The sequence below is a fragment of the Pseudomonas sp. NFXW11 genome (assembly GCF_049887815.1).
Taxonomy (GTDB): Bacteria; Pseudomonadota; Gammaproteobacteria; order Pseudomonadales; family Pseudomonadaceae; genus Aquipseudomonas.
The window spans coordinates 87,348-104,367 of record NZ_JAGEKI010000007.1 but is presented as its reverse complement, the minus strand read 5'-3'; the positions used below and the strand labels follow the sequence as shown (position 1 = coordinate 104,367).

Sequence of the window (17,020 nt, the reverse complement as noted above, 5' to 3'; positions counted from 1 at the left end):
GGGTAGGGCTTTGGGGGCTGGCGTTTCATATCAGTTCGTTGCGCTTGGCCATTTCCACCAGTTCATTCATCGAGGTGGTGGCCATTTTCTGCATGATGCGTTTCTTGTAGGTGCTCACCGTCTTGTTGCTGAGAAACATGCCCGTGGCTATTTCCTTGTTGGTCTGGCCCATGGCGAACAGTTGCAAAACCATCAATTCCCGATCGTTCAGCGAGTTGAACTGCGCCAGTTCCAGGGTGATGCCAAAACCGCCGCGGCCCACTTGCAGGGCCTGGCTGGGGAAATAGTTGTAGCCGCTGCTGATGGCCTTGATGGCGCTGACCAGCTCGCTCAGCTCCTCTTGCTTGCACACATAGCCGCTGGCTCCGGCGCGCATGCAGCGGTTGGCGAACAGGGATGCCGACTGCGCTGTTAGCACCAGGGTACGCAAGGGTTTGGGCTGACCGTTGAGGCGCTCCAGCAGCTCCAGGCCGTCGAGCTTGGGAATGCAGATATCGAGGATGATCAGGTCCGGTTCGCACTCGCGGATCATCTGCAATGCATCGACGCCGTTATCGGTTTCACCGGCGATCCGATAGCCCTCGTGCTCCAGCAAAATGCGGATGGCCAGGCGTATGACCGGATGATCGTCAATGATAAGTACCGAACCCATGCTGGCCTCCTGTCGCTGGGGGAAAGCCCGAACAGTAGCCCAGCTGCAGTGGCGGATATAGGCGCAAAAGTGCCCTAAGACTCATTCTAAGACGGGTCTTACAGTGAATAAGGGGAGGGATTACAGGCAGTTGGCAGCGAAGGGAAATTGCGGCCGATAAGGCCGCCCTCCGGCAGGAGGGCGGCCCGGTCCTTATGGCTTGGGTTGATCGATACCGGCTTGCAGTTCCTGGCTGTCACTGTGACCGCCGATGCGCAGCGGGCCAAGGTTGAACACCTGGTCCTGGCGGGTGGCGTCATCCTGTTTGCGGGTCAGCTCGGCACCGCTGCCCAGGGCAACGTTGACCGGTGACTTGGACAGGTTGGCCCCGACATCCACGCGGTAGTCCGAGCCGGCCAGGGTGTTGCGGTTGACCTTGGAGCCACCGAGTTCGACCCGGCCCTGTTCGGTGCCGATGCGCGCCCCGATGAGGTTGGTTGCGCCGCTCACCCGCAGGTCGACGCCCTGTTGGGCACCGATGCCCGAGGCCTGTTCCACGCTGTCCTTGCTGGCGTGGCTGAGGTTCAGGTTGAGGGTCGGGGTGTAGTTGGTCTTGCCGCTCTTGTCGCCGAACAGCACGCCTTCGGCGGTATCGGCCACCTTGCTGCCGGTGCTGTCCTTGCCACTGACCGTGTAGCTGTCGCTGGTCTTGGGCCAGAAGCGCTCCTTCAGGCTGGAGAAACGGTTGCCCACGGCGTCGGCCTTGTCGGCCAGGTAGCCCTTGGCCTTGTCCACGCCATTGCCCAGGGCCCCGCGGGGTTCCGGGTTGACCTCATAGCTGCCGCTGCGGCTGAGTTTTTCCCCCAGGCGCTCCTTGGCGTCGCTGGCCTGGGCCACCAGGCTGTCCTTGGCCGAACCGAGCTTGTCGGCGCCCTTGTCGACGACCTTTTCCAGCTTCTCGCGGTGCTGCTCGAAGCCTTTCTCGGCCTTGGCCTGCAACTCGCCCTTGAGCGGGCCTGCGGGCTTGGCCAGCTTGCTCACCAGCCCTGGCTGGTTTTTCTCCACATCCAGCTTGGCATCGAGGTTGACCTGGGTGCTGCGCACCTGATCCTGGCGGCTTTCGATGTTCAGGTCGCCGCCAATCGCGCCGTCGACCCGTTGTGCATCGATCCGCGCACCGGCCAGGTGCAGGTCACCGGCGCTCTTGACCGTTACCTGGTCGGCCTTGACCAGGCTGTTGTGCTGGGTGAGGTTCTGGCGCCGATCGACATCGATCTTGGCCCGGGCATTGATCCCGCGGTCGATTTTCGCCGAGTCGTGCTCAGTGGCGTCGGCCTGGATGGTCTTGCCCATGCTGCCGCCGGCGCCCAGGGTCAGGCCCCAGTTGTTGTGCACCTGGGTGGACTGCGCCGATTCCTGGTAGATACCGCCCTGGGCGGCGTCCAGTACTACTTTGCCGGCATCGATCCGCGTGCCTTCGAGGTGAACCGCATCGCTACCGCTGGCGTTGCTGCCCAACAGCACCTGGCCCTGGCTGTAGAGCTGGGCGCCGCGCTGGCTCTGGTCGTTTTCCGAGACCCGGCCAATGTTGAAGTTGGCGCTGAGGTTGGCGCTCTTGCCGCTGCTTTGCTCGCTGCTGGTCTTGCTGCCACCGGCGGTCAGGCCGCCACCCAGGTTGCTGCCCTGGCTGGCGTGGCTGTCCCGCGCGGCTTGCAGGTCGAGCTTGCCGCCGGCGTTCAGGCTGATATCGCCAGCGGGGCGCGCGGCATTGCCGATTTGCGTGCCTTGCAGGGTCAGGCCGGCGCCGCTGTTGAGCTGCACCGGGCCCTGGCCCTGGATGCTGGCCACCCGGGCCTGGCTGTCTTGCTGGTCCAGGCGCTTGTGGTCCAGTTGCAGCCCGGCGCCGAGGTTGAGGTTGCTGCCGCTGGTGCCCGGGGTGGTGCCGACGGTCAACGAGGCATCGCCGCGCAGGCTGGAGTTGCCGCTGGTTTGGCGGTCATTGGCCTGGTTCAGCGCCAGCTCGCCGCCGCTGTCGATGCGCACGCCACTCTGGCCGCCATTGAACTGACTGCCTTCGAAGCGGCCATCGCCGGCCAGCTTGATCTCCACCCCCTGGCTGCCGGCATAGCTGCCGACCTGGGCCTTGTCGCTGCTGCTGGTGACCGTGCTGCTGCCACCGGCGCCACTGCCGCGAACATTCAGGTCTTCACCGGTATTGGTGTAGACCCGAACCCCGACCTTGGCGTCCAGGGCCTGTTCGCTGCTGCTCTGGCTATTGCTGGCGGCGCTGGCCACCAGGCTCTCGGCGCCGATTTTCAGGCTGCCGTCGGTGGCGCGGTACTGGGTGCCCTGGTCACGCAACTGGCCGTCGGCCTTGACCGTGACTTGCGCGCCGCTCAGCTGGCTGACCTGCGCGGTCTGGGCTGAGTTGTCGCTCTGGCGGTTCTGGTGGCTGACATCCACATCCAGGCCGACGTTGGGCTGGCCCAGGGCGTCGAGCACGCCGGGTTGATGGAACTTGCGCTGGGCCACGCCCTGGATGGCTTTCTCGATCGGCCGGGTGACGTCCTTGTATTCAACGTTGGCGCCCACATCCACCGCCCAGTTGTTTTCCCGGTGCTGGCTGCTTTCGCTGTTGTACGCGGCGCGGTTGTCGATCTCCCCGGCGTTGACCTGCAAGGCACCACCCGCCTGGACCTGGGCACCTTCGGTAGTCAGGCGATTGCCGGCAGTGATGCTGAGGTTGCCGCTGGCGTTGATGCCACTGGTTTGCGCGTTGTGCTGGCTGCTGCTGTCCTCGCTGCTGCGGTGTGCCACTTCCAGGCCATTGCCGGCACGATCCAGGCCGCCGGTGTAGTAGAAACCGCCACCGGTGGTGCGGCTGTCGCTGTGCTGCTCGGTGCTGTTGTCGGCGGCCAGCAATTGCACGTTCTTGCCGCTGAGGCTGGCATCGCCGGCGGTGGCCGTCACTTTGCTGCCTTGCACCTGCAGTTCGTCGCCGGCGCTCACGGCTAAGGTCGCGCCGCTGAGGCTGGAACCCTGCTGCCGGGTGCTGTCGCTGCTGGCGCTGCGCTGCTCATCCTGGTAACGCACGCCGGCGCGATATTGCCGGGTGCCCGGGGCGTTTTCCTTGGCGTAGGCGTCGAAGCCGCGCTGTTGCGAGCTGCTGCTGTCGTGCTGGGTGTCGGCGGCGGCCGTGACCTTGACCGAGCCCTTGGCGCTGGCGTCCAGCTGACCTGCAGCGGCCACTTGGGAACCGCTGATGTCGAGGTCTGCGGCACTCTGCAACTTGAGGTTGCTGTCCGAGCGCAACTGGCTGCCGACCGTGGTGCTGTGCTTGCTCTGCTGGCGGCTCTCGTCTTTGCTGATGCCGAAGAACTTGCTGTCATTGCTGTGGCTGTTGCTGTGGGCGGTGTCTTGCACGCCGTCGATGGTCAGCGAACCCTGCTCGCTGATCACGCTGGCCTGGGTGCCGCCACGGGCCTGGCTGCCGCTGATGCGCACGCTGTCGGCGCGGACGATCAGCTTGCCGTCGGCATTGACCTTGCTGCCCTGGTTTTCGGTCTTGCCCTGGTCGCCATCGGCGTTCTTGCCGAAGAAACCACCGCCCACCAGGTCGCCGGAGTAGTGCTGGTTGCTCTGGCTCTGCTGGCGGCTGGCGCTGTTGATGTCCACTTCCTTGGCCGCCAGCTGGATGTCGCCCTGGCTGTGCAGCTCGGCGCCCTGCAGTTGCAGTTTCTGCTGGCTGTTCAGGTCCAACTGCTTGCCGCTCTTGAGCTGGCTGGTGACGCTGCGCTGCTGGCTGCTGGCGTTGTCCCAGTTTTCCTTCCACAGGTGCTTGCGGTGCTGGCCCTGGTCGCGCTGGGTGTGGGTTTCGGTGGCGGCGGTGAGTTGCAGGTCGCCGCCGCTCTGGGCGCTCAGGCGCTGGCCGGCCTCGACACGGCTGCCCTGGATCTGGGTGTTGGCGCCGGATTTCAGCTCGGCGTCCTGCTGCGCCAGCACCTGGGTGCCGTGCTGACGGCTGTCGCTGTCGGTCTCGGTGCGCTCGTAGGTTTCCCAGGTGATGCCGATGGTGCTGTTGTCCCACTGCTGGCGCTTTTCCTGGAGCTTGCGGCTTTCGATGCTGCTCAGGGTCAGGTTGCGCCCGGCGTCGAGCTTGACGTTGCGGCCGTTGACGTCGGTGGCGGCGAGGCTCAGGTCCTTGGCCCCGTGCAACTCGATATCGCCCTGGCTGCGCACCCCGGCGCGGGTCGCGTCGAGGCTGTTGTCCACGGCCTGGCCGCGGATATCCAGGTCACCTGCGGAGCTCAGCTTGACCCCGTCACGGCCGTCCACCTGCACCGCGCCAACCCGTACCCCGGCGCCTTCGGCGGTGCTGACGATATTGATCCGCCCGGCCTGCATGGCGCCGAACAGGCTGGCGTCGATGCGCTGCTCCTGGGTGCGGCTGGCCGGATCGACATTCAGCACCTTGCCGCTGGGGTAATCCAGCTGGTTGCGGCCGACAGTGACATTCAGCTGGTCGCGGGCCTTGAGGGCACCCTGGCTGTCGATGCGCGGCGCGATCAGGTTGATCGAGCCCTCGGCGTTGGCCAGGCCCTTGCCGTGGATATCCAGCTGGCCGCGGGCGTCCTGGGTGTTGAGCCCTTGCAGCTTGCCGTCCTGGAGTTCCGGGCGGCCCACCACCAGGCTGGCGTTGGGGGTGTTGATAAAGCTGCCGCCATTGACCGAGATACCATTGGGGTTGGCCAGCACGAAGTCGGCGGCGTGGCCGAAGATTTCCTGGGCGCCATTGAGCTGGGAGGCGTTGCGGCTGATCACTTCATTGAGGATCACGCTGGCCGCCTGGCCCTGGAACTGGGCGTTGGCCGCCAGTTGCCCGGCCAGTTGCGACTGCCCGGCCTGCAAGGCGTTGTTCAGCACCACGCCCTGTTGCCCGACGTTGTAGTCGAGGAACTGGTTGTGGGACAGGCCGCCGGCATTGGGCGCGACGATATTGACGATGGGCACACCGCCCTGGTCCCGCAATTGCGGGGTGCCGCCGGGGCCGGTGACCACGGTGATGCCGCCGGCCAGGGCCAGGGGCAGGTGGGCGGCCAGCAACAGGCCGGCGATGGTCCAGCGCAAGGTGCCCTGGGGTGAAAGGTGAAAGCTGTGTGTGTTGTCAGGCATGAGAACCTCGTTCTGACTGGTTGAGCCGGGCGTTGCTTTCTGGGTGGCAACGGCGCTTGGGGCTCAGGTTCATCGGGTGATTCAGGCTAATCGGCGATCGCTCAAAGTTGCAGGCTGACCCTGGCCAGCCAGACTTCCGGCTCCGTTCGGAAGCCCTGTGGGGTGGTGAGACTGCGTTGGTAGTCGAGGTCGAACTGGAGGTTTTTCCAGGCCAGGTTGAGTCCCAGGCTGGCACCGCCCAGGCGCCGCCCCTGGGCTCCGTGCTCGGCCTTGAGCCAGCCGTTGTCCAGGCCCAGGCGCGGGGTGATGCTGACCGGCAGGTCAGTGTTCAGCGGCAGGCGCAGGGTGTTGCGCCACACCGCGCCGATGGCGCCGGAAGCACTGTTGAGGCGATAACCGCGCACCGCTGAATCGTCGGTGCCCAGCAGTTGTTCGATGGCCGGCAGCGGGTCGGCGCTGTATTGCGCCGAGAGCTGGCTCTGCCATTGCCAGCGCTGGTCGCCCAGCTGGCCGTTGCGCCACTGGCTGAGGCCGGCGCGGTACTTGCGAAACTGCGCCTGGGGCAGGTTGCGCTGCACCTGCTGCGAGTCGCGGTCGGCACCGAACCAGGTCAGGCCCTGGGCGTAGTTGAAATCCAGGTTCCACACTGCGCTGTCGAGCCAGAACAGGTTGAGCCCGGCTTCGGCCACGGTCAGGGTCGGGCTCTGGATCTGCAGGTGGGCCTTTTGCAGGTAGCTGTCGACGTCCTTGTAGGCCAGTTGCAGGTTGGCGCTGAGCTGGTGGCTCTGGTCGCGCCACAGCACCCGGTCGGCGCGGCCGCTGACCATGTCGGTGCGACCGCTGTTGTACAAGGTGGTGCGAGCCAGTTTCAGTGGCGCGCGGTATTCGGCATGGCTGGCGAACAGGCTGTAGGTCCAGTAGCCGTAGGGCACCGAGTAGAACAGGCTGCTGCTGCGGCTATAGCGCGGGCCCTGGTTGAGGGTGTCGCTGTAGTTCAGGTTCAGCGCGTCGTTGATCTGCAGCGGGCTGTCGAGGTTGAAGTTGATCGACTGCCGGTCGCGGCCGGTGCTGGCGCTGCCCAGGTTATCCACACCCAGGCCCAGGCCCCAGCGCACGGCGCTGCTGCGCGAGCGCAGGATGATTCGCGAGGCGCCGGGTTGGCTGCCGGGGGCGATATCGGCGGTCAGGTTCAGGGAGCGCAGGCGGTTCAGCTGATCCAGGCCCTGTTCCAGGTCACGCAGGTTCAGCGGCTGGCCGAGCATGCCGGGGAAGGCCCCGCGCAAGGATACCGGCAGGCTCTGGTCGGCCAGTTCGATGGCCTCCACGTAGCCTTCGTCCACCAGGATATCCAGGCTGTGCCCGGCCGCCGGGGCGCTGGCCAGATAAGGACGACTGGCGATATAGCCGGCCTCGACATAGAGCCGGGTAATGGCCGCCAGCAACTGGTTGATCTGGTTGACCCCCATGCACGGTGCTACATAGGGCTTGATGAAGTCGTTGAGCCGGGCCTTGGCGAACAGGCTGACGCCGCCGATGCGGGTGCCGCTCAGTGGCCAGCAGCGGCTGTCGCTGGCACCTGGTTCCGCCTGCTGCGGGGTGACCGGGCTGCTGCTGAAACTGCCGCGTTGCATCTGCCGCTGGCGCTGTTCCAACTGCAACTGTTGCAAGTCCCGCTGCTGTTGCTGCTGCAGGCGCAGGGCTTCCTGGCCGGGTTGAAGGCCGTCGCCCAGGGCCGGTGTCAGGGGCGCCAGGGCCAGCAGCAAGCCCAGGCAGCAATGGGTGCTGTAGCGCGGACGGGAACTGTCGGTATGTGATGTATAGGGCACTTGGCATCCTTACTTGAAAAGACCAAGTGACGAACAACAGAAAAGCCAGTCGTTGCGGCTCAACTAGTGACGTCGCTTCCAATTTCGCTCTGTAAACATAAGGCCCATTCGGCAGTGATATCCGGGGACTATGTTCACGTGCTCGCGAGTGACAATTCCTGATTGAGAGTTAGATGAAACAGTGCAAATTCAGGTATGACAAAAGGGTTGAGTGAGTTGCGGTGGAAAGATTACAGCGCAGAGCGGAATTATTTTATCGGAGGCGTTCGGCGGGGAAATTTCCTGTTGAAATCGAGACTATCCGAAACTAAAAAATCGATTTGTATGTAAATTGTAAATGCATAGAAGGCTAACAATATTTTCCTGCAAGCCTTGAACGGCAAGGGGCCTGGTCAATATTGTAGATTCTGAAAGGTAGGATCTTTGGTTGAATAGGCAGCGGAGTCGTTGAATTTGTAAACTTGGCCGGTTGTCCACTGCGCGAATAACAAGTGCGGATTGCTAGTTGCTGTTTTTATCTGAGTAGTTGCTCTATTTCTGTTTGTTCATGAACTAATTTTCATCGTTAAGGGAATGCCCTAGCTCTGTTTCCTGGGCTTTTGGCGGCAGTATGCCCGGCAGGCGGGCGCCTCGGCGAAGTGCTCGGTCAAGGGTTCAAGATTTGCCCCTAGGGGAATCCCTTAGTTGTGCGGCGAGCATTGCTCGCTGATATCCGGCACTTGGCGCTGTGCCAGGTGCCGGATGGGCGGGGTTATTGCGGGCTGGAGCGGCCGGTCATTTCCCGGGCCATTTCGCTGGCATAGCTGTCGGTCATGCCTGCGATAAAGTCGATCATCCGCAGGAATGACTTGTGCAACGGCCAGTGCGGGTCCGGTGCGTTGATGCCCAGCAGATCGAGAATCCGCCGGTTCTTGAATGATGGGGTCCTGCCGCCATGCTGCTCCAGCGCTGCGCCGCAGAAGGAGTTCAGGAGGATCTCCAGGGTGGTGTAGGCGCCGATCTCGTGCAGGGTCTTGCGCTTGTCCTGGAAGATCTTGCGCCGCGCCACGTCCTTGGCATTGAGCACGCAGCGTTTGGCCGGGCCGTGCATATGCTCCACCAGGTCGCCGTGCAGGGTGCCGGCCAGCAGGGCGTCCTGCTGCTCGACGAAGGCCCGGGCAGCGGCATTGGTCAGGTGCTCGATGGCCTTGCCGCGCAGGATCGCCAGGCGTCGCCGGCGCGAATCACTGGGGCCCAGCTGGCGATAGGTTTCCGGCAGGTCGTCGCCCACCAGGCCCAGCAGCAGCGCTTCGACCTCGGCGTACTCCAGCAGGTCCATTTCCAGGCCGTCCTCGAGATCGATCAGGGCGTAGCAGATGTCGTCCGCGGCCTCCATCAGGTACACCAGCGGATGCCGGGCCCAGCGCTGCTCCTCCAACTGCGGCAGGCCGAGCTTGTGGGCGATCTGCTCGAGCAACGGCAGTTCGCTCTGATAGCAGCCGAACTTGTGCTTCTTGTAGCCCAGGGCGTCGGCGTGGCGCGCGGTCCAGGGGTACTTGAGGTAGGTGCCGAGGGTGGCGTAGGTCAGTCGGGTGCCGCCGTCGAACTGGTGGTATTCGAGCTGAGTCAGCACCCGGAAGCCCTGGGCATTGCCTTCGAAATTGAGGAAGTCCAGGCGCTCGGTCTCGCTCATGGCATCCAGCCAGCCACGCCCGGCGGCCTGCTGGAACCAGTGGCGGATGGCGTCTTCGCCGGAATGGCCGAAGGGTGGGTTGCCGATGTCGTGGGCCAGGCAGGCCGATTGCACGATCATCCCCAGGTCGCTGGGTTCGCACCAGTCGGGCAGGGCGCCGCGCAGGGTCTCGCCAACGCGCATGCCCAGGGAGCGGCCGACACAGCTGACTTCCAGGGAGTGGGTCAGGCGCGTGTGGATATGGTCGTTACTCGACACCGGGTGCACCTGGGTCTTGCGCCCCAGGCGGCGGAAGGCGCCAGAGAAGATGATGCGGTCATGGTCTTTGTGGAAAGGGCTACGGCCAAGTTCTTCCGGGCTGTGCACTGGCTTTCCGAGGCGTTCGCGGTTGAGCAGGGTCTGCCAATCCAAGGCGGGTCTCTCCGAGAAATAACTGAGGCGCCCAGCTTCCGGGTTCCCGGCCATGGCCGCAAGAGGAAGAAAGGGCGCCATGGCCGCTACAGGCCGGCGGCATCGATATCGATCAGCAGCAGGCGCTGGCCATTGGCGAAGAACTGCCCGGCGGTCAGGCAGTACTGGTTGCTGGTGGCGTCACGGTAGGTGCTGGAGAGAATCAGCCGGCGCTCCTCCCAGCCTTCGGCCAGCAGGTGGTAGAAGTACGGGCGCCAGGACCAGTTGTGGCCCACATAGCTGCTGTCGGCCTGCCAACTGTTGTGCCGCCATTCCAGGTTCGGGGTCAGCTGGGTGCCGTGGCGGTCGCATTGGTAGAAGCGCAGCAGCCAGGGAAAGGCCTCGACCGTCGGCAGTTGGCTGATGGGCGCCTGGGCCTGGGCCCAGGCCTGCAGCAGGGTCATCAGTTGTGCCAGCTGCTGGCGCAGGCGCATCAGCCGGTTGCGCTCGGCCAGCTTGTGCCGCACATAGCGTTCGCGCAGGCGGGCAAAGGGCTGGACGAAGGCATCGCTGGCGAACAGCTGTTCCTCGGCCCGGGCAAACAGGAAACCCTGCACATAGCGCGAACCGCACTCCAGGGCGAAATCCAGTTCGGCCTCGGTCTCCACCCCTTCGGCGATGATCCAGCAACCGGTTTTTTCCGCCATCTGCGCCAGGGCCTTGACCACGTCGCTGCTGGGGCCGCCCCGAGCCGCGGCCTGGAACAGGCGCATGTCGAGCTTGAGAATGTCCGGTTGCAGGGCCAGCACCCGATCGAGCTGTGAATAGCCGGCGCCGAAGTCGTCGATGGCGATGCGTGCCCCGGCCTGGCGATAGCGCGCTACCACTTCCGCCAGGCGCTGGCTGTTGCCCCCCAGCTCGGTGATCTCGAAGACGATGCGTCGTGGATCGATGCCGTGCTGCTGCAACTGCCTGAGGCTGGGCAAGGGTTGCCCGGGGCGTAGCTGGCTGATCCAGCGCGGAGAGATGTTCAAGCTCAGGAACCAGTCCGCCGGGGCCTCGGGGAGGCGGCGCAAGGCGTCGTCGCGCACCTGGCGGTCGAGCCGGCGCAGGGCGCTGGAGGGGCTGCGGGGATCGGCGAACAGCGGGCCCACCGAGGCCAGTTGGCCATCGCCCTGGCGCAGGCGGCCCAGGGCTTCGACCCCGGCGATACGCCCGGTGGCGGTGTCGATAAAGGGCTGGAAGCAGGCGAGCGGTTGCCCGTCGATCACGGGGCCTCCTTAGTAGGCGTCTTGTTGGCGTGGCGTCGCGGCTGGCGGTTAGTCAGCCGGGAGCGCGGCCCCTGGGTTGAAGGGGCCGATCCGGGTTGCTTAGCAAGAATGCAGCCAGGTGTACCGCCGGCAGATCGCTACCGGCGGCGCAGGGCTCAGGGTTTGCGCGAGGCGCCTTGCAGCACCAGCTTGAGCAAGGGCAGCAAGCCAGTGCCCAGGCGCACCAGGCGCAGCAGATTGCCGCCACCGCCCTTGGCGCCCTTGCCGGTAATGAAACCCAGCACGGTGACCAGGGCCACGCCCCAGAGTGGCGCGTGCTTGATCCCCAGGCCCTGCTGCCAGCTCTGACCCAGGCCGCGGATGCGTTGCAGGGGTTGCAGCAGCTGCCGGGATTCGTTGCGGATTTCCTGGCGGTGCATTTCCATGCGCAGGCGGATCAGGGCCTTGCGCATTTCCTGGCGTGAAGCGTTCTGCGGGATATCAGGCAACTTCATGGCAGCAGTCGCTCCCGATCATTGGCCAGCTCTTCCAGCGTGGCGTGGAAGGGCGAGGACTCGTCGAACACCGCGGCCTTCAGGCGCAGGCCGCAGAACAGCGCCGCCAGGGCATAGAACAGGCACAGGCCGATGATCCCGGCCAGGCGATAGCTGTCCCACAGCAGGATCAGCACCAGGGCCGACAGCCCCACCAGCAACAGCAGGGCAAACACCAGGGCCAGCCCGGCGAACAGCAGCAGGCTGACGGTGCGTGCCTTCTGTTCCTGCAATTCGATGCCGAACAGTTCGACGTGGCTGTGCAACAGGCCCAGGACCGCAGCCCCCAGGCGTCGTGAAGAGGCGCTCGGGCCGCCGTCAGATGCAGTGGATGAGTCGTTGCTCATATCAGCGCCGCGTCGCCAGGAGGCCGATCAGGAAACCCACGCCGGCGGCGATGCCCACCGATTGCCAAGGGTTGCTTTGCACGTAGTCTTCGGCGGCGCTGACCGCGGCCTGGCCGCGCTGGCGCAGGGACTCCTCGGTCAGTTGCAGGGTCTCCCGGGCCTTGAGCAGGCTGTCGTGGATCTGTTCGCGCAGTTCATCGGCCTGGTCGCCGGCCAGGGTCGCGGTGTGTTCCAGCAGGCGTTCGGTGTCGCTGACCAGTGCCTGAAAATCCGCCATCAGTACTTCTTGAGCCGTCTTTGCCGTTTTGCTGGCCATGCTTGTTACTCCGTTGGTGGCTTGTGAGAGCTATGAGTGTGAGCCCTGCGTGAAGGTTCACTGCAATGGGCTGGTACAGCTTTTGCTACGTCCTGGTGCGCGCGGCCCCTGGTTTGCGCCGAAAACGAGCGAGGGTGGCGCGCTAGCCCGCGTAAACCCTGGCCAAAAAAAACCAACCCCCAGGTCAATCGCTTCCCGCTGACCTCGCGTCCGGCCCGTGACGCGCCAAAACGGTTCACCGATAGCGCGCCATGGCGCCTGCGGGGGCCAACTTGGTGCAAGGTCGAGCCAGGTATGCGGGCAGATGATGGCTGATTTCGGATCTGCCTACTCCATGGAAAATCTGCAAAGCGCTGTGGACACCCTGGTCCACGGTTCCAATACCCTGTTCATCCTGATCGGGGCGGTCATGGTCCTGGCCATGCACGCCGGTTTCGCCTTCCTTGAAGTCGGCACGGTGCGGCAGAAGAATCAGGTCAATGCCCTGTCGAAGATCCTCAGCGACTTCGCCGTCTCGACCCTGGCCTACTTCTTTATAGGCTACTGGATCTCCTACGGCGTGAGCTTCCTGCAACCGGCGGCGGTGATCAGCGCCGATCACGGTTACGGCCTGGTGAAGTTCTTCTTCCTGCTGACCTTTGCCGCGGCCATTCCGGCGATTATCTCTGGCGGCATCGCCGAGCGCGCGCGTTTTGTCCCGCAATTGTGTGCCACGGTGTTGATCGTGGCCCTGGTCTATCCGTTTTTCGAGGGCCTGGTGTGGAACGGCAACTTCGGCGTGCAGGCCTGGTTGCAGCAGCGCTTTGGCGCCGCCTTCCATGATTTCGCCGGCTCGGTGGTGGTGCATGCCATGGGCGGCTGGCTGGCGCTGGCGGCGGTGCTGTTGCTGGGCCCGCGTAATGGTCGTTATCGCGACGGCAAGCTGGTGGCGTTCGCGCCGTCGAGCATTCCCTTCCTGGCCCTGGGGTCGTGGATTCTGATTGTCGGCTGGTTCGGCTTCAACGTGATGAGCGCCCAGACCCTGCAAGGGGTCAGCGGGCTGGTGGCGGTGAATTCGCTGATGGCCATGGTCGGTGGCACGGTGGCGGCGCTGATCGTCGGCCGCAATGACCCGGGCTTCTTGCACAACGGGCCCTTGGCCGGGCTGGTGGCGGTGTGTGCCGGTTCGGACCTGATGCATCCGGTGGGCGCACTGCTGACCGGGGCGATTGCCGGGGCGCTGTTCGTCTGGTGTTTTATCGCCACCCAGAGCAAATGGAAGATCGACGATGTGCTCGGGGTCTGGCCACTGCATGGCTTGTGCGGCGTCTGGGGCGGCATCGCCTGCGGGATCTTCGGCCAGAGCGCCTTGGGCGGCCTGGGCGGTGTCAGCCTGATCAGCCAGTTGCTCGGCACCAGCCTCGGGGTGACGGTGGCGTTGCTCGGGGGCTTTGCCGTGTATGGCCTGATCAAGGCCACGTGCGGGCTGCGCCTGACCCAGGAGCAGGAGTACTACGGCGCCGATCTGTCGCTGCACAAGATCGGCGCGGTGAGCCAGGACTGACCGGCATCCACGGGCGGCCTGCCAGGCTTTAGCCACCCTGCAGGCGCGCCTCGCAGGCTTCGATCGCGGCCTGGGTGCCACAGATCAGCACCCGGTCGCCGGCCTGCAGGCGCGGTGCCGGGTTCAGCGGCAGGTCGCTGCCGTTGCGCTGGACGGCGCGCACATCCACGCCCAACTGGTCCAGGCCAAGCTCGGCCAGCAAGTGGTTGCAGGCATGGGCATCGGCGTCGAGGCTCACGGCATGCATCTGCACCGTCGGCGGTTCGTGGTTGTCCAGGGCGCTGTCCTGGGCGCCGTGGTAGAAACCGTGCAGCAGGCGATAGCGGCTGTGGCGCACTTCATCCACCGTGCGTTGCACCCGCTGCTCCGGCAGGCCGAGCATGATCAGTGCATTGGAGGCGAGCATCAGGCTTGACTCCAGGAGCTCGGGCACCACCTCATTGGCCCCGGCGGCCTTGAGCTCCGCCAGCTGGCTGTCGTCCCGGGTGCGCACCAGGATCGGCACGTTGCGATCCAGGCGCCGGGCGGCCTTGAGCACGGTCAGGGCGATGTCGCTTTTATCCACCGCAATCACCAGCAGGCGCGCCCGCTCCAGGCCCACCGCGGCCAGCAGGTCGGCGCGCCGGCAATCGCCGTAATGCACGCAGCTTTCCGCCGCCGAGGCTTCCTGGACCCGCACCGGGTCATCGTCCAGGGCGATGTAGCGCAGCTGTTCATGGCGCAGGAAGCGACCGATGGACTGGCCAACCCGGCCATAACCGCAGATCAGCACATGGCCTTGCAACTGGGCATTCTGCGCGCTGATTTCCTCCAGCTGTGCGGCCTGGTTGGGCTTGCGGTGCAGGCGCGCGGTGATGCGTGGTGCGGCACGCAGCAGCAGGGGGGTCAGCAGCATGGAGCAGAAGGTGGCGGCCAGCAGCAGGTTGCCAATGTGTGCGGGCAGCATCTGGTTGAGTTGCATCTGCGCCATCAGGGCGAAGCAGAATTCGCCGCCCTGGGCCAGGGCCAGGCCGCTGCGCCAGGCGGTTTCACCGTCGCTGCCGCGCAGCTTGAGCAGGGCCGCCACCACCGAACCCTTGATCAGCAGCAGGGCCAGGGTCAGGCCGAGGATCAACGGCGCATTCTGGATGAACAACTGCAGGTCGATGAGCATGCCGATGCTGACAAAGAACAGCCCCAGGAGAATGTCGCGAAAGGGCCGGATATCGGCTTCGATCTGGTGCCGGTAATGGCTTTCCCCCAGCAGCATGCCGGCGAGGAAGGCCCCCAGGGCCGGTGACAGGCCCAGCAGGTGGGTGAGCCAGGCGGTTAGCAGCACTATCACCAGGGCCAGCAGCACGAACAGCTCGGCGGAATGGGACGCGGCGACTTCATGGAACAGCCGTGGCAGCAGCCAGCGGCTGGCCAGCAGCAGGCCGAAGAACAGGATCAGGGTCTTGCCCAGGGTCAGGGGCAGGGCCCAGTACCAGGCCTGGTCGCTGCTGCCGGCGAACACCGGTACCAGGGTCAGCAGCAGCACCGCCACCACGTCCTGGAACAGCAGCACGCCAATGGCGTTCTGCCCGTGGCTGCTGAAGATCTCGCCGAGGCTGGTGAGTTCCTTGCTGACGATGGCGGTGGACGACAGGGCCAGGCCGGTGCCCAGCATCAGTGCCGCGCTCAGGGGCATGCCGAACAGTGTCAGCAGCGCACCGAGGATCAGGCCGCTGCACAGCACTTGCAGGCTGCCCAGGCCAAACACCACGCGACGCAGGGCGAGCATCTTCGACAGGGAGAATTCCAGGCCCAGGGAGAACAGCAGGAACACCACCCCCAGTTCCGCCAGGTGTGGCAGGTCTTCACTGTCGTCGACCCAGTCCAGGGCGGTGGGCGCCACCATCAGGCCGACGCTCAGGTAACCCAGCACCGGTGGCAGGCTCAGGCGCCGGAACAGCGCGATAACCACCAGCGAGGAGGCGAGAATGATCAGCAGATTGGCAAACAACGGGCATCTCCGGACAAGGGGCGAGCAGGGCAAAGCCTAGAGGCAAAAGGTTGCGAGAATCACCTGCAGGACAAAAAAGCGCCCTGACGCAGATCATTCTTGGTTGCGAATGTCTCATATTCACCAGCCTTCGCTATGCTCAAAAACTGTCGATAAAGGCTGTGCCAGGGCCACCGGATCAATGGCCGAAGCCCGCCAGTGTGGAGCCGGAGAGGTATATGGAGCGTCTGTATTCGCTGCAAGGGTTGCGCGGCGCCGCGGTGCTGGGGGTGGTGCTGTTCCACATGATGTCGGTTGAAAGCAAATACTCCGGTGGCGACACCCTGCTGCCCAGCGTGCTGAATTTCTTCCAGCTCGGGGTCGATCTGTTCTTTGTCATCAGCGGCTTCGTGATGGTCATCGTCAGCCGCGGGCGCTTCCAGAGCAGCGTCGAGACCCAGCGTTTTCTGTTCAATCGCCTGTCGCGGATCTACCCGACCTACTGGCTGTATTTCTTCATCACCCTGGGGGTGTACCTGTGGCAGCCGGGGTTGGTGAACAGCAGCCATGGCGGCTCGAACCTGTGGATGTCCTTCCTGCTGCTGCCCAATGACCGGGTGCTGTTGGTGATGGTGGCCTGGTCGCTGCTGTTCGAACTGTGGTTCTACCTGATGTTCACCCTGTTCCTGTTCTTCAAGGAGCGCTGGCTGCCACTGATCTTGCTGCTGTGGGCGCTGTTGCTGGTGGCGTTCAACCTGCTGCAGGACTGGCAGGACTATTCCCCGGCCCTGAAGATCATGCTGCACCCCTATGCCCTGGAATTTATCGTCGGCAGTGCCCTGGCCCTGTTCTTCTATGGGCCCTATAGCGCCAGGGTGCCCACGGCACTGGTCTGGGGCGTGCTGGCGGCGGCCTTGCTGGTGGGCTTTCCGCTGATCCATGTCTACCAGTTGTTCTTCACCGAGGGCTTGCCGAGGATGTTGGCGGTGGGCCTGACATTCGGCAGCCTGGTGCTGTCCCTGGCCTTGCTGGAGCGGCGTGAGTTGATTCGTATGCCGGCGTTTCTTACCGCCACGGGGGATATGTCCTACACCATCTACCTGTCCCATTTGCTGGTGCTGGGGGTGATCGGCAGGGCCTGGCAGGTGATAGGTGCCTGGCCCGCCAGCTATGTGGATAACCTGATTTTCTGCCTGCTGATGATGGCCGCGGTGGTCTGCTATGGCTGGCTGGGCTACCAGTTCTACGAGAAGCCGATCCTCGATCGTGCTACGGCCTACTGCAAGCGGCGCTTCAGTTCCGTGGCCCGGCGCAAACATTACGATCCGGTGTGATGTGCAGGATTCTCCCAGCCCG

Annotated in this window: 11 protein-coding genes; 2 read left to right on the top strand and 9 right to left on the bottom strand. The window is 64.5% G+C overall.

All coding sequences use genetic code 11. The features are described 5' to 3' along the window. Positions 1–25: 25 nt before the first annotated feature. The 8 genes from J4P02_RS12935 to J4P02_RS12900 form a co-directional block, all read right to left on the bottom strand. A complete protein-coding gene (locus tag J4P02_RS12935; protein WP_426190761.1) occupies positions 26–652 on the bottom strand; it encodes a response regulator in 627 nt (208 codons plus the stop codon). Positions 653–844: 192 nt separating this feature from the next. Further along, positions 845–5,803, bottom strand: a complete 4,959-nt coding sequence (locus J4P02_RS12930) for a hemagglutinin repeat-containing protein (protein WP_426190759.1) — start codon at positions 5,801–5,803, stop codon at positions 845–847. 101 nt (positions 5,804–5,904) lie between these two features. Then, positions 5,905–7,629, bottom strand: coding sequence for a ShlB/FhaC/HecB family hemolysin secretion/activation protein (locus J4P02_RS12925; protein ID WP_426190757.1), 1,725 nt, complete (start codon positions 7,627–7,629; stop codon positions 5,905–5,907). Between the two features lie 751 nt (positions 7,630–8,380). Beyond that, positions 8,381–9,712 carry a deoxyguanosinetriphosphate triphosphohydrolase gene (locus J4P02_RS12920; RefSeq protein WP_426190755.1) on the bottom strand — a complete coding sequence of 444 codons (1,332 nt, stop codon included), beginning with the start codon at positions 9,710–9,712 and terminating at the stop codon, positions 8,381–8,383. An 86-nt stretch (positions 9,713–9,798) separates the two neighbouring features. Further along, the gene (locus tag J4P02_RS12915; protein WP_426190753.1) at positions 9,799–10,962 is read right to left on the bottom strand and encodes an EAL domain-containing protein; all 1,164 of its coding nucleotides are present in this window, start codon (positions 10,960–10,962) and stop codon (positions 9,799–9,801) included. Positions 10,963–11,117: 155 nt separating this feature from the next. Beyond that, entirely contained in the window at positions 11,118–11,456 is a 339-nt protein-coding gene (locus J4P02_RS12910; RefSeq protein WP_426190751.1) for a hypothetical protein, read from the bottom strand. Continuing rightward, on the bottom strand, positions 11,453–11,842 hold the full coding sequence (locus J4P02_RS12905) for a phage holin family protein (protein ID WP_426190749.1): 390 nt from the start codon (positions 11,840–11,842) through the stop codon (positions 11,453–11,455). The genes J4P02_RS12910 and J4P02_RS12905 overlap by 4 nt, the downstream gene beginning before the upstream one ends. Before the next feature lies 1 nt (position 11,843). Further along, entirely contained in the window at positions 11,844–12,158 is a 315-nt protein-coding gene (locus J4P02_RS12900) for a DUF883 family protein (RefSeq protein ID WP_426190747.1), read from the bottom strand. A 334-nt stretch (positions 12,159–12,492) separates the two neighbouring features. On the opposite strand from J4P02_RS12900, the gene J4P02_RS12895 reads away from it, so the two are divergent. Then, the gene (locus J4P02_RS12895; RefSeq protein WP_426190745.1) at positions 12,493–13,701 is read left to right on the top strand and encodes an ammonium transporter; all 1,209 of its coding nucleotides are present in this window, start codon (positions 12,493–12,495) and stop codon (positions 13,699–13,701) included. A 28-nt stretch (positions 13,702–13,729) separates the two neighbouring features. Here J4P02_RS12895 and J4P02_RS12890 read toward each other — a convergent pair whose 3' ends face one another. Continuing rightward, a complete protein-coding gene (locus tag J4P02_RS12890; protein ID WP_426190743.1) occupies positions 13,730–15,685 on the bottom strand; it encodes a monovalent cation:proton antiporter-2 (CPA2) family protein in 1,956 nt (651 codons plus the stop codon). Between the two features lie 218 nt (positions 15,686–15,903). Here J4P02_RS12890 and J4P02_RS12885 point away from each other — a divergent pair, with 218 nt between their 5' ends. Further along, the gene (locus tag J4P02_RS12885) at positions 15,904–16,998 is read left to right on the top strand and encodes an acyltransferase family protein (RefSeq protein ID WP_426190741.1); all 1,095 of its coding nucleotides are present in this window, start codon (positions 15,904–15,906) and stop codon (positions 16,996–16,998) included. Positions 16,999–17,020 lie beyond the last annotated feature (22 nt).